This window comes from Shewanella sp. GD03713 (assembly GCF_029843705.1).
Lineage (GTDB): Bacteria > Pseudomonadota > Gammaproteobacteria > Enterobacterales > Shewanellaceae > Shewanella.
Genome location: NZ_JAOCIW010000001.1, coordinates 2,172,466 through 2,186,202 on the forward strand (window position 1 = coordinate 2,172,466; position 13,737 = coordinate 2,186,202).

Below are 13,737 nucleotides of genomic sequence, written 5' to 3' on the forward strand. Positions count from 1 at the left end.
TTTATGGATTGATAGAAGATTTCTATTAAACTATGGATACCAATAGGGTTTGATTTTTCAGATTTGTCTAAAGCACTGTATCTAACTATGTCGAAAACACTATGAATATTCGCCACCTGCATTACTTCCAACAACTCGCACAATTACAGCATTTTGCCAAAGCGGCGAATGCCTGCCATGTGACGCAACCGACACTCTCCGCGGGGATAAGCGCCCTTGAAAAAAGCGTAGGCACAGAGCTTGTGGTGCGGGGGAGCCAGTTTGTGGCGCTCACTGATGCGGGACAGATCATGCTGCAATACGCCGAGAGAATGTTGCAGGAACAGGCAGCGTTGAAGCAGGAGTTGAGTCTGTTTCGTGGCCAGCTCACGGGTTCGTTACGGATTGGCATAGTGCCGCAATCGAGTATCGACATAATGCCGTTGATTAAGCTGTTTAATCAGGCTTATCCCAATATCAGCATCAAGTTATCTGTGATGACCAATGGACAATTGATTGAAAACCTTAGTCTGCATAAAACCGATATCGGCCTTGGGTTTGACGAACAACTCACCGAGGCTAATCGGCGTAGCTTCGTATTTTATCCGCAGCGGGCCAATCAAATGGCGCTGTTGTCCTGTGATTCGGTTGATGGCAGTGCAAGTAAATCCTTGTCTTTAGCGGACATAGGTACGCGTCCCTTAGTGCTGCTCAGCCAAAATATGCAGTTTAGAAAATACATAGATAATGCGATGGCGCAGGCGGGGATCGATTTTAATCTGGTACTAGAAACCGACTCATTATTCCACTTAATCGGCGCGGTAAAGCATGGTTTAGGCAGTGCTATCGTCAGCCGCGGTATTGCCGAATCGGTGGCGCAACTCTTTGGGATCCCGTATCAGCTGTTAGACGGAGTCAGTTCAGGGCAAACGGTCTTTATGACCCGTAAGCACAGCATTACGCCCGCAATGAAAGCCTTTATGAACCAGCTTGAGTCTTAAACCATCACTGGTTATTGCTCACGTTTTGATGGATACCATACCAAAGCTGCCCGAGGGCGATACCGCCATCGTTGACGGGAATATGTTTGTTGGGCAGCACGGTATTACCCTGTTGGTGCAGTTTACTGAGGCAATATTCGAGCAAATATTGGTTTTGAAACACGCCGCCGCACAGCACTACGGGCAGAGTTGGGTAGCGCGCGGCATAACCACAAACGGCATCCCCCACACTATGCAAAAAGGCGCGGGCAATCTGCGCTTGCCGATCGCGAGTGAGCGGTGCTTCGATGATCAGCGTGATTATCTGTTTAAAGAGTTGGCTACTGCGCCAGATATGCGGTTCGTGCATCGAGCTATCACTGGGCATATCTGAGATTTCCAAGGGCAAGTCGAGCATCAGCGTCGGCAGTTGTTTGGCGTCGGCCCGTCTTGCCGCTGCTTCAATTAACATACCCGCTTGGCCTTCAAATTGGGTGGTGTCGATAAAGCCTAAGGCGCAGGCGAGGGCATCGAACAAGCGTCCCACCGAGGAGCTATTAATCCCATGGCCGTTTTGCCAGATCCGATGCAGATTGCTTAAGGTGATGGGGCTTAAGGTTGTCAGAATCGGCAACTTAAGGGCTTGCACTTCCTCGAGACTCATCTGCTGAAACAGTAATGCCAGCAGCAAACGCACAGGCTGCTTAATTGCCTGTTCTCCACCGAGCAAGGGAATTGCCTCGAAATGGGCAAGCCGCTCGGCGCCGTTAAGGGTGGTCAGTAAGACTTCGCCGCCCCAGAGGCTGCCATCATCACCAAGCCCTGTGCCATCGAAACTAAAGCCTAATACTGGATCTTGATATTGATTGATGGCCATTACGCTTAATACATGGGCGTGGTGATGCTGCACACTTAAGGTTCGGATTGGGTGCGTGTCTTGGCTTTGCGTATCAAGACGTTGCTGTTGCTGCGTCTCAGCCCAGCGCGATGGTGCGTAGTCTGGGTGCTTATCGTGGACAATTAGCTCGGGGCTGAAATGATACAGACGGGCGAAGGTTGCCAAGGTGCGCTCGAAGTACTGCTCGGCGCTGACACTAAAGAGATCGCCGATATGCGGGCTTAAAAACACATTCGAGCCAAAACCTAACGCAATGGCATTTTTTTGTTGGGCGCCCACGGCAAGAATGGAGTGACTCAGCGGTTTGGGTAACGGGAAGCTTAATGGCGCATATCCCCGCGCTAAACGCAGCACTTGCACCTGTGGTGCACAGCCATTTGGCGGTTGGATAAGTTGCACCACGCTGTCATCACAGCCGTTGAGGATGGGGCGGTTGTGATCGACTATGGCATCCACCACATGGCCTAGTTGACTGATAAGCTCATCACAATCGGTGATAATCGGCTCGCCAGAGACATTCGCACTGGTCGCAACCAGTGGGCCATTAAATTGCCCGAGCAGTAAATGATGCAGCGGTGTGTAGGGCAAAAATATCCCGAGTTTTGGGATATTAGGAGCAATCTGATGGCTCAGATTGTGTTTATCCAGCGCCTGCATCAGTACGATGGGCCGCTCCTGCGAACTTAAGGTTTGCCACTCTGCCTGTGTACCCGTTACATAGCGTTTTGCCACTTCGATGCTCGGCATCATCACCGCTAGCGGCTTGGCTTTTCGTTGCTTGCGTTGCCTTAATTGATTGACGGCTAAAGTGTTGGTTGCATCGCACATTAAGTGGAAGCCACCTAAACCCTTTATCGCAAGAATCTGCCCTTGAGCCAGTTTCTCGGCCGCCGCCGACAATACTGCAAGGCTGTTATCTTGCAAAGCGGACAAGGAATTAGGTGCAAGTAACTCGCCCTGAGGCGATTTTAAACTCAATTGAGGACCACACTTAGGGCAACTCACAGGCTGAGCGTGGTATCTGCGATTTAGCGGATCTTGATAGGCTTTAGCGCAGTCGGGACACATGGCGAAATCCGCCATGGCCGTATGATGGCGATCGTAGGGTAAGGCATTGATAATCGTGTATCTTGGGCCGCAGTTAGTGCAATTGGTAAAGGCATAGCCAAAGTGGCGGTCCTGCGGGTTATGCATATCGCTTAAGCAATCCTGACAGGTACTCTTGTCGGCCGATACGGCAACCAGCGCTGCAAAGTTATGCTCACCAGATTCATCACTTTGGCTATCACTTTGAATAATATTGAAGCTAGTCTCTTCAAGCTTTACCGCTAACGGACTCTGGGTCATCTGATCGATGCGCGCCAGTGGCGGCGGATTGGTGGTTAACTCACGCACAAAGTTATCTAAGTTTGCGGTGGGGCCTTGCAGCTCAATCATCACGCCATTGGCATTATTTAGCACAGTGCCAGTTAATTTAAGCTCACTCGCCCAGCGGTAAACAAAGGGGCGAAAGCCCACACCTTGCACAATGCCCGTGATATGCAGCTGGCGGCGCTCGAGTTGCTCGGTTTGATTGGTGGGTGAGGTGGCTTTTTTCAATCTCGGTATTCTTCGCTTATCTGGCTGCATCTGCATGGAAGATAAAACATTTTATCCTCCATGCGTTAGCGCTATCTGAATGTAAGGTTAGCGGTGAGCGGGTGTTGTTAAAGGTTATTTAACTGCCGCTGCTTCACATAGAGCGCGCCTACGGCCAGGTTGTCGCCCTCTAAATCCAGACTGCGATTGACCAATAGCGGGAAGTTTTTCCCGAGTCGTAGGCTAATACGCTTGCAAAGGGTTTCGTTGGCTAACTCATTGCCCGCTAACGCAATGTTGTGTACACCGATATTTAAGTCAATGTGTTCAAGCCAATTCGCGAGGTAGTCTGCGAGGGAGTCCTGCATTGCAAAGGCCAGTTGACTCGGATCGCTGTGCCCGGCGACGCGAAAACTCAGCAGCGTGCCTAGGGTTTTACACCAATTCAGGCTGCGGTGGGCCTCACCTTTGGTGAGGGGAAAATCGATGCGCGGCGCATTCGCACCATGGTAACGCATGGCGGCGGCGAGCAGTGCATCGCTCAAATAGGTTTGAGATTGGGTTTCTTCCTGCGGATTTAGGCCAATCAATACTGCGGCAATCGCCCACAGACTCTGAAGATTATCGCGTCTGCCGCTAAATTTTAAGCTCAGCAATTTTAAGTAATCTTCTGGAAACAAGCTCTTAAATTTTTGCGCGACGGCTTTTTGTGGACTGCTGTCGAGGCAATGGAAAATCTCGTAACCATTGTCCGGTAGTTCAGGCAGGGCGAAAAACAGTGAGGTGTCTCCCTTATTGTCGCAGGTGACGATTTGGCCAGTGTGGTGATGGCTTAAGTAAATCACCGCCGCATTTTTAGCCTGCTTATGGGTCGTAAATTTACCATTAAGCAGCGCTGCAAACAGGGCTGCATCCGCTATGGTATGGTCTTCCTCATTTGCTGCATATTCAGCTGTATCGGCCTTATTTGGTATGGCCTGCACAGTCAATAAACCTTGGTGTGAACGGGTTTTCTTATTGGCTTGCCATTTGGCCTTAAAGCCTAAAAAGTGGATGTCTTCCCGCAGAGGCTCCGGCGCACTGAATTGCTTAATGGTTTGCGGCGCTGTGCTTTCGGTTGTGTGGCTGCCTAACTGAGCCCAAGCGCCATCGACCCAGGCGAGCGCCGGCCTCTGGTGCGCACCCTCAAGATACACCCAATCGATACCTTTTTGCCGCAGGATTTCACTCAGCACTAACAGCACTCGGCTGTAACCAAAGCAGATATCGTAGAGCGGTGCGGGCAGCTTTTGATTATCTTGGGTTGGTCTGACACACATCAGCGGTTTTTCGATACTGGATAGGGCGAGGACTTGATTATCCTTCAGGCAAAAATGCGCGTTGAGGGTATTGGGATTACAAATAAGCAGTTGCGGTCTGGATGCTGTTGTATGGACAAAGGGTGTTAGGCTTAATTGTACGCCTTCGCTGGCTAAATCTAGTGAGCCTTGGCTGATAAGCTGCGCGGCCATCGCCTTGAGATCGGACAGCGTTAACGCCTTTTGGGCGCTGGTTAAGCGCTTTTCTCCGTGGCAGCAAGTGCAGGCTAAATCGATCTGACCAAATTGCGCCGCCTGATTATCACCAAATCTGGGATAACACTGCTGGCAAAAAGCCGCGACCGATTGCACGTTAAGCGCACCCTCAGTGGATGGGACGGTCAATAATGTCCGCTGGCCCTGTGGCGCCTCAATCGCATGAATGCCTGAGTCGACCAGCCAGACTGAAATTAAAAAGTCGGCGGCGATCGCCTCGGCTAACTGTTCTAGCTGCGCTTGTTCGCCTTGGGCCTCAATAAAATAAGTGTGCGAACCAAAATCCTGCTGACTGTCGCAGCCAATGCTGATATTGAGCGCATCATAATTTAGGTATTGATTACATAAATGCGCATACAAAGGCACCTGACGCGAGCAGGTAAACTCAAATCTGATGTGTTTCATCTTCTATATTTTCACCAGTAGTGACGCCACGTTTGTAAGAATTGGGGATCAGCGAATCGATACTATGCTCGGCAATGCGTGTCGCGGTGAACCCGAGGGAGGCTAAGTGGGTAAACAGGGTTTGTTCCATCAAGGGGACTGCGGCGGCTACCTTAGTGGTCAGTCCCAGTGTCATCGGTTCTAACACGGTAGGGGTGACACCTAACACAAAGGTTTTGGGTCTGTCGCCCACCATTTCCATCATATTGAGGGTTTGCAACATTTCGACTTCATGGGCGCTGCCTTGCCAGTCGATTTCCTGCGGGGCTTTATCAAAATCGAAGAAATACACTTCGCCAGCCTCGACGCCGTTGGCATTGACGGTATCGACTACGATCAAATAATCGTATTGGCAAATAATTGGAATGAGTCCCTGGGCCAAGGTGCCGCCATCGAGCATCTCCAGCTGGTGGGACTCGTGTGTGAACTGATAATTCTCAGCGATGTAATTGACAAAATGTACGCCGATGCCTTCATCGGCGTACAGGACATTGCCAATACCCAGTAGCAATATCTTCATTGGACTCCTAGTGGTGTGAGTCTGGTTTCGGGTAGTCGTAACCAGAGACAATTGAGTCGACAGAGTTATGTTTGAAGCGTATCCCTGACCAAACCGCCATATAGACGTGGATAACCACAAAGATAACGAAAGCCCAAGTGAGGTAATGGTGCCAAATTCTCACCTGTGCCAGTCCACCCATTTGCGCCGTGATCCAAGCTGCGCTGCTCCAAAGCATACCACCTAAACCTTCATGATAGACGTTGGCATACAGCACGAGTCCAGTAATACATATCACAAGTGCCACGAAGGAGATTGCTACGTAGGTCACAAATTGCAGCGGTCCATAAACACCGGCTTTATGCAAGTGTCCCATCCAAATGTAGGATTTCAGTTGGGTGATCCAGCTCTTAACGCTCATCACGTCACGGAATGAGCGTCGCTCGATATCGCTTCGACTGAAAAAATACAGGTAGAAGCGGACCAAGGTGACTGCGGTCAACACAAAACCGCAGATCAGATGGGCAAATCGCACCCAACCTTGTACCAATACATCCGTGCTGTCGGGCGCCACAAGAAACGGCCAAGCGATATAGAATCCGGTGATCACTAGCACTAAAATCGACAGTGCCCGTAGCCAGTGGAAAATCCGTATCGCGGGACTAAAAACCAGTGTCCGAATGCGGGTTTCAGAATGGTTCATGTTGCGTTCCCTCCCTCGTTGTTATTGACCATTGGGGCTGACACGGAACTCGCTCAGTGCTTGACCTTTGAAATCCATCACGTGTACTGAACACGCCATGCAAGGGTCGAATGAGTGAATAATGCGTATCACCTCAAGGGGCTTAGTGGGATCTTCCAGTTTCAAACCAATGAGTGAGGCTTCGTAGGGACCAATCTTGCCATTGGCATCCACAGGGCCTGCGTTCCAAGTGGTGGGCACCACGGCTTGATAGTTCTCAATGACACCGTTTTTGATGCGGATCCAGTGGCTTAACATGCCGCGTGGCGCTTCAATCATGGCGTGACCCACATATTCACGACTTGGGTCGATATGGGGTTTCACATAGGTGGTTTCATCGGATTGAATATTGGTTAACAGGGCATCGAAGGTTTTCAGACCTTCCTGCGCCACGATAACCGTTTGCAGCATCCGCGCCGCGGTGCGGCCTAAGGTGGTGAACAGAGCTTCAACCGGCAGACCCGTGCGAGCCAGCAGCGCATTGACGGCATCGACCACCACTTTGTTGCCACGGGCATAACTCACTAACAGGCAGGACAATGGACCCACTTCGACGGGTTCGCCTTGATAGCGGGGCGATTTCACCCAAGAGTATTTGCCATCGCCATCTAAGGTGGGCAGTTTGCCGTAAACCGTATCGCGCTCAACAAAGCCGGTGTAGTTGGGGATAGTCGTGCCATCGTAGGGATGCTGCGGCGCATCGGCGCTATACCAAGCATGGCTGACGTCTTCGGCGATAAGCTCTGGGTTGATGTCGCTCACGCCCGCTAAGTCGCCCTTCATGATCACGCCTTGGTCGAACAGGTATTCGCCATTGGCAAGCACAAAGTCATTGGTCGCCATGAAGTTTTTAACGTTCACGCCGCCAAGTACGCTGGCTTCACCACCAAAGGCTTCCGCTGCCATGACGATATCCGCCTGATAGGCACGCAGAATAAAGTCGGTCACAATCGCGTGTTTTTGTTTCCATTCCTGCAGGCGTGCAGGGCTTAACATATCACGCACTGAGGTCACACCGCCCACAACCAATGATTGTGGATGCGGCTGTTTACCCCCGAAAATCGCCAGCATTTCTGCGGCAACCCTTTGAATCTCTAGGGCTTTTAGGTAATGTGATAGGGCAATCAGGTTTTGCTCTGGGGTAAATTTATAGGTGCCATTGCCCCAGTAAGCGTTAGCGAAGGGGCCGAGTTTGCCGGTTTCGACAAAGCCTTTAACCCGCTCCTGCACCGCTCTTAATTCGCCTTCGCCCGCAGCAATCGGCTTGTCGGTATATTTAAGGGCAACCTGTGCAGCCTTGGCGGGATCGGCGCTTAAAGCTGACACGACATCCACCCAGTCTAAACCGTGTAGATGATAGAAGTGCACTATATGGTCATGCATATAGAGCGAGGTTTGCATCAAAGAGCGCAGGTATTTCGCGTTTAACGGGATTTGAATGCCTAAGGCATTTTCCACCGCTTCGGTACCACAGCGATAGTGCGAATAAGTACAAACACCGCAGATCCGTTGCACGATCAGCCCCACGTCCATTGGCGTGCGGCCCTTGAGGATAACTTCAATACCACGCCACAGGGTAGAGGATGACCATGCTTTGTTGATGACATTATTCTCATCAACTTCGACTTCGATACGTAAATGACCCTCAATACGGGTGATAGGGTCGATAACAACGCGCTTGCTCATGGGTTATTCCTCCAGCGGCTTGGCAAAAATACTGGCAACGGCGTGGGCTCCAATGCCGACGACGGTCGCGCCTAAAATCACCGCACCGACTGTGTCTGCGGTAGCATCCAATCCATGGAGTAGTTGACGGCCAAGGGGTTTTTCAAAGTCGGCCATATCATCCCAGAAGTTAGGTTCTGAACAGCCCATACAACCGTGGCCCGCTAACACTGGCCAGCTGGTATGGTGGTTAAAGCGCTCTGTAGGGCAGTTGTTATAGGTATAAGGTCCTTTACAGCCCACTTTGTAGAGGCAGTAACCTTCCTTCGCACCGTGATCGCCAAACTCTTCAACGAACTCACCGGCATCGAAACGGCCGCGGCGTTCACAGTTATCGTGCACCCGTGCGCCATAAGCCCATTTAGGACGATTAAACATATCCAGCGCAGGTAATTTGCCGAACATGATGAAATACATCAGGGTGCCGACGATGTTTTTCTCACTCGGTGGACAGCCGCCTAAGTTGATCACAGGCTTGCTCACGATTTCGTGTACCCCTTTCGCCCCTGTGGGGTTAGGGTAGGCGGCTTGCACACCACCGAAGGAGGCGCAGGTGCCGACAGAAATAATCGCCGCGGCGCCTTCGGCGGCATGCTTGATAATTTCTAAGCCGGTATGGCCTTTACAGCCCACGGTTAAAAAGCTGCCGTTATTAGCGGTCGGTACGGCACCTTCAACGGCGAGTAGATAACGGCCCTTGTAGGTTTCAAGAGCGTGCTCGAGGTTTTCCTCTGCTTGCCAGCCGGCAGCGGCCATTAAGGTTTCGTGATATTCCAACGAGATATGGTCGAAGATCAGCGAATCTAAATTAGGCGTATCGGCGCGCACTAAGGATTCAGAGCAGCCAGTACATTCGGCCATGTGTAACCAGATTAAGGGTACACGGTCGGCGAGTTCGGCGGCTTCGGCAACTAAGTTACTAAAGGGCAGTGGTAGGGCGAGCATGCCCGTCACCATGGCGCTCCACTTCATAAAGTCACGACGGGTGATGCCGTGTTGTTGTAATTTTTCGATTAATGTTTGCTGTTGACGGGGAGCGAGTTGGCGCAGTGCGTCTAAGCGCGCCTTTCCCTGTTCATAGAGGGCTGCATGTGTGTCCATGGGTCAACCTTTTTGTTATTTGAATGTAAATTGGTAAGGGTTTACATAATTGACACTGCCAGTTTAGGCCTTAGGCGATACAGAATTCTTGATGCATATCAAGAATTTTCAAGAGATGTGATGAAACTGATTTTGACATTTAATTAACATGATGCAGATCTAATTTCGATTTTGCTAATGGGACAAAATGTCGCACTTTTAACCTTTTTTCTGTTGCAGCTCACTTTGTAATCAATTGATACGGCAAACAATAACCGCCAACGCGAGCTTAAATTTATTCTTCTACAGTTTAAGCAAACCTTAAGATTCAGTTAATAAATTCAAACGCAATTGTGATGGATGGACCTAGTATGAAAAAACTCTTGTTGTTACTCAGTTTGTTAAGTCTTGGCGCCCAGGCTGCACCGTCGCTGGAGCATCAGGTGTTTGATGCAAATAACCAAAGTGTTTCCTTGACTGAGTTTAAGGGCAAAGTGGTCTACGTCGATTTTTGGGCGTCTTGGTGTGGTCCGTGCCGTAAGTCTTTCCCTTGGATGAATGCGATGGCGCAAAAGTATCGCGAGCAAGGTTTAGCCGTGGTGGCGATTAACCTCGATACCGATAAGGCGCTCGCCGATGAATTTTTAAAGCAGGTGCCAGCTACTTTTACTGTGCGTTTTAACCCTGAGGGTGATGTGGCACGAAGCTTTGATTTACTGGGCATGCCCAGCAGCTTTATGTTCAATCGCCAAGGCGAGCTAGTCAAAAGCCATGTGGGCTTTTACCAAGATAATGCCGCCGATTATGAACAAGAACTCGTGAATCTGTTGAAGGAGTAAGTTATGCGTAACATCGCGTTAGTTACCATGTCGTTAGTGATGTTAGGGGTGAGTGGGTGTTCGAGCCTTGGGGTGCAGCCTTGGGAGAAAGGACAACTCGCGCGGGCGGATATGGCCCTTGACAGTGAAAAGTTAGATCAGGCGTTAGACGATCATATCTACTTCAGTAAGGAAGGCAGTAGCGGTGGTCGCGCGTTTGCGGGCGGCGGCTGCGGTTGTAACTAAGTCTTGTACATTCAACAAGTGGTACCTGAGGTTTAGCCTACTGAGGTTTAACATAAAATAGGTTTTTAGTCTAAAAACGCGTTAATGACATAAAGGTGTTGTCTGCCATGACAAATAATAACAATAAGTTAGACTCAATCGCCCCACAATCGCTGCAAGTCACAGCACAGGTAAAACCCCAGACTAAACATATTGCCAGCGCCTTAGCCTTAGCTAGTTGTGGCTTGTTTGTCTCAAGCGGCCATGCCACTGAGCTTGCAAAAAATGCTGATGATTGGAAAGTCGATGCCGCGCTGATGTACTACGGCGAGCAAGACAGGGTACAGGCGGTTGAAGCCATAGGTACGGCGCAGAAAAACTTTGGCGACGACAGTGTGCTGGATTTAAAGCTGGTGGTCGACAGCTTAACGGGTGCCTCGGCCTCCGGTGCAGTCGCCCAAGGCGACAGCCAAACCTTCACCCGTCCTTCTGGTAATGGCCAATATAAAGTGGCAGCCGGTGAGACTCCGCTCGATGATACCTTCCACGATACCCGAGTGCAGGGCAGTGCCAACTGGTCGCAGGCGCTCAATTCCGATTGGAAAGTCAATGGCGGCGTGTATGGCTCTAAAGAATTCGACTATATGTCGATGGGTATTAATGCCGGGGTCGAACGTGGTTTTAACAAGGACAATACCACGCTGTTTTTGGGCACGGCCTACAGCTTCGATGTGGTTGACCCCGTCGGAGGCAGACCCGTGGCATTATCCTCTATGGCTATTCGCGACAATTTTACCAGTGATGAAGCTTACCGCACTGCATTCGATGCTACCCGCCAAACGGGCAGCGACGATAAACAAACCGTCGATTTGATGCTAGGGATCACCCAAGTACTGAATCAACGTTGGTTATTACAGGCAAACTATGGATTATCCAGTGTCAGCGGCTACTTAACCGATCCCTATAAAGTGTTGAGCGTGGTGGACAATAACGGCACGACCGAGGACATAGTTTATGAGAATCGCCCCGATTCGCGCCTGAAACACAGTTTTTATGTGATGACCAAAGGAGCACTCGATTCCGGCGTTGTGGACTTCTCCTACCGCTATAACACGGATGATTGGGATTTAACTTCGCACACCTTAGAAACCCACTATCGCTATTACTTTAGCGGCAGTTTCTACGGGCAATTGCACTTACGCTATTACCAACAGTCGGCGGTGAATTTCTATCAACCGTTCCTGCTTGCCGATACGCCGTTACCCGAGTTTGCCAGTGCAGACTACCGGATTGGTGATATGAGTGCCTATACCATTGGCGTTAAGTTTGGTCACCGTCTGTCGGGCGGCCATGAAATGACATATCGCTTGGAATATTACCAACAGGATCCGAAAAATAATGGCACAACGATCCCTGGTGAGCTGCAAAACTACGACTTATTCCCGACCCAAAAGGCGATAACGGCGCAGTTTAGTTATTCTTTTTAAAGGTATACTCTGTTACTGAGCCGCAAACAAAGCGCATCAATATGGGGTGTTGCCCATATTGAGCGTTACGCGAAGTCACAGACTAAGGATACGAAGATGCCAGCAGTTTCCCCTAATCCGCCATATCGACTCGTGCGTCGAGATTGGGGGTATTTAGGCGAATTTAGGGCCATGGCCAGCCCATGCGAGCCATTAATCGCAAGCCATGATGAGGCTATTGCCTACGATATGCTCGATATGGCGGCGCGCGAGGCGCAAAGAATCGAGCAGAAATACAGCCGCTTTATCGAGGGTAACCCGCTATGGCGGCTTAATCATGCTCAGGGGCAACGCAGCGCTATTGATGAAGAAACCTGGCAACTGTTGGCTTTTGCGAAACAATGCTTTGAGTTGAGCGATGGGCTCTTCGATATTTCGGCGTGCCCATTGATGCAGCTGTGGCGTTTTACGGCCGATGCCAAGATGCCCGACAAAGCGGATATCGAGGCTGCACGAGCCTTAGTTGGCTTTGAGCGCATCGAATTTAATTCCCATGAGTTGTTGATGCCCCAAGGCATGCAGCTCGATTTTGGCGGTATCGCCAAAGAATATGCGGTCGATAGGGTCGCCTATGAGCTTGCCGAGTCCTATGCGGGGATTTCGGTATTGGTCAATTTTGGCGGCGATATCGCTTGTCCAGTGGCAAATGCCGTGCCTTGGCAGGTGGGGATTGAAAATCCGCATCAGCTCGACCATGCCGCGAAAGTGCTGGCAATAACCCAAGGCGCTTTAGCTACCAGTGGTGATACACGGCGATTTATTGAAGTTGATGGCAAGCGTTATGGGCATATTGTCGATCCGCGCACTGGCTATCCGGTAAGTGGGGCGCCGCGCTCGGTGACAGTTCTTGGGCCAAACTGCGTCACCGCAGGCATGTTGGCCACCATGGCCATGTTACAGGGTGAGCAGGCCGAAGCCTTTTTAGCCGAGCAATCGGTGCAATCTAGTATTTTTCGATAGGGCATTATCAATGCGTATCATGTTAGTGGAAGACAACGAGTTATTAGCCCAAGGGATCTGCTTGAGCCTTGCCAAAATGGGGATGCAGGTCGATCACCTAAGTAGTTATCAGCAAGCATTAGTGGGCATTAAGAATGAAACCTTTAGCGCCATAGTGCTCGATTTAGGCTTACCCGACGGCAATGGTAAGGAGCTACTTAAAGCGTGGCGGGCAGAGGGCGTGTCGATTCCGACCATTGTGCTCACGGCCAACACGGATTTTGATACCAAACTTGAGTGCCTCGATATCGGCGCCGACGATTATTTAGGTAAACCCTTCGATGTGCGTGAGTTAGCCGCGCGCATTCGGGCGATCGTTCGCCGGCAATATGGTCTGGATAATAACAGCTTGAATATCGGTGCATTAAGTATTGACCTCAACACCCGTGAGGTGAGTTTTCGCGATCAAAATGTGCCGCTATCACGTCGGGAGTTTCAGCTACTACTCGAACTGGCGCAATCCGCTGGCCGAGTGTTAACTCGTAATCAGCTAGAGCAGTTAACCTATGGCTGGGATGAGGTTGGCAGCAACTCGATTGAGGTCCATATCCACCATTTACGTAAAAAGTTAGCCAATGACTTGATTAAGACCGTACGCGGCATTGGCTATACCCTAACCGAAGTCAATTAACCTGAAAATTAACGCGAGAGTCAGGATTTAAGTGACAAA

At 50.4% G+C, this 13,737-nt stretch carries 12 protein-coding genes; 6 read left to right on the forward strand and 6 right to left on the reverse strand.

The window, feature by feature from the left end:
* The first annotated feature begins 101 nt into the window (after positions 1-101).
* On the forward strand, positions 102-980 hold the full coding sequence (locus tag N5E87_RS09670; RefSeq protein ID WP_109285904.1) for a LysR family transcriptional regulator: 879 nt from the start codon (positions 102-104) through the stop codon (positions 978-980).
* A gap of 4 nt (positions 981-984) precedes the next feature.
* Here N5E87_RS09670 and hypF read toward each other — a convergent pair whose 3' ends face one another.
* From hypF to hyaA, 6 genes are all read right to left on the reverse strand, one after another.
* Positions 985-3,492, reverse strand: coding sequence for a carbamoyltransferase HypF (gene hypF / locus N5E87_RS09675; protein ID WP_279775280.1), 2,508 nt, complete (start codon positions 3,490-3,492; stop codon positions 985-987).
* 71 nt (positions 3,493-3,563) lie between these two features.
* A complete protein-coding gene (locus N5E87_RS09680; protein ID WP_279775281.1) occupies positions 3,564-5,414 on the reverse strand; it encodes a NiFe hydrogenase in 1,851 nt (616 codons plus the stop codon).
* Complete coding sequence (locus tag N5E87_RS09685; protein ID WP_279775282.1) at positions 5,395-5,973, reverse strand: HyaD/HybD family hydrogenase maturation endopeptidase; 579 nt, start codon at positions 5,971-5,973, stop codon at positions 5,395-5,397. The genes N5E87_RS09680 and N5E87_RS09685 overlap by 20 nt, the downstream gene beginning before the upstream one ends.
* Before the next feature lie 7 nt (positions 5,974-5,980).
* The gene (gene cybH, locus N5E87_RS09690) at positions 5,981-6,655 is read right to left on the reverse strand and encodes a Ni/Fe-hydrogenase, b-type cytochrome subunit (RefSeq protein WP_011626297.1); all 675 of its coding nucleotides are present in this window, start codon (positions 6,653-6,655) and stop codon (positions 5,981-5,983) included.
* Between the two features lie 21 nt (positions 6,656-6,676).
* On the reverse strand, positions 6,677-8,380 hold the full coding sequence (gene hyaB, locus N5E87_RS09695; protein ID WP_279775283.1) for a nickel-dependent hydrogenase large subunit: 1,704 nt from the start codon (positions 8,378-8,380) through the stop codon (positions 6,677-6,679).
* A 3-nt stretch (positions 8,381-8,383) separates the two neighbouring features.
* The gene (gene hyaA, locus N5E87_RS09700; RefSeq protein ID WP_279775284.1) at positions 8,384-9,520 is read right to left on the reverse strand and encodes a nickel-dependent hydrogenase small subunit; all 1,137 of its coding nucleotides are present in this window, start codon (positions 9,518-9,520) and stop codon (positions 8,384-8,386) included.
* A gap of 350 nt (positions 9,521-9,870) precedes the next feature.
* Between hyaA and N5E87_RS09705 the strand changes: the two genes are divergently transcribed.
* The 5 genes from N5E87_RS09705 to N5E87_RS09725 all read left to right on the forward strand — a co-directional run bounded on the left by N5E87_RS09705 (position 9,871) and on the right by N5E87_RS09725 (position 13,698).
* Positions 9,871-10,338 (forward strand): TlpA disulfide reductase family protein, encoded by a 468-nt coding sequence (locus N5E87_RS09705; RefSeq protein ID WP_086903675.1) that lies wholly within the window; start codon positions 9,871-9,873, stop codon positions 10,336-10,338.
* A gap of 3 nt (positions 10,339-10,341) precedes the next feature.
* Positions 10,342-10,563, forward strand: coding sequence for a DUF4266 domain-containing protein (locus N5E87_RS09710; RefSeq protein ID WP_086903676.1), 222 nt, complete (start codon positions 10,342-10,344; stop codon positions 10,561-10,563).
* Between the two features lie 107 nt (positions 10,564-10,670).
* Positions 10,671-12,029 carry a DUF3570 domain-containing protein gene (locus tag N5E87_RS09715; protein WP_279775286.1) on the forward strand — a complete coding sequence of 453 codons (1,359 nt, stop codon included), beginning with the start codon at positions 10,671-10,673 and terminating at the stop codon, positions 12,027-12,029.
* A gap of 96 nt (positions 12,030-12,125) precedes the next feature.
* On the forward strand, positions 12,126-13,028 hold the full coding sequence (locus N5E87_RS09720; RefSeq protein ID WP_279775288.1) for an FAD:protein FMN transferase: 903 nt from the start codon (positions 12,126-12,128) through the stop codon (positions 13,026-13,028).
* Positions 13,029-13,038: 10 nt separating this feature from the next.
* Complete coding sequence (locus tag N5E87_RS09725; RefSeq protein WP_011716887.1) at positions 13,039-13,698, forward strand: response regulator transcription factor; 660 nt, start codon at positions 13,039-13,041, stop codon at positions 13,696-13,698.
* Positions 13,699-13,737 lie beyond the last annotated feature (39 nt).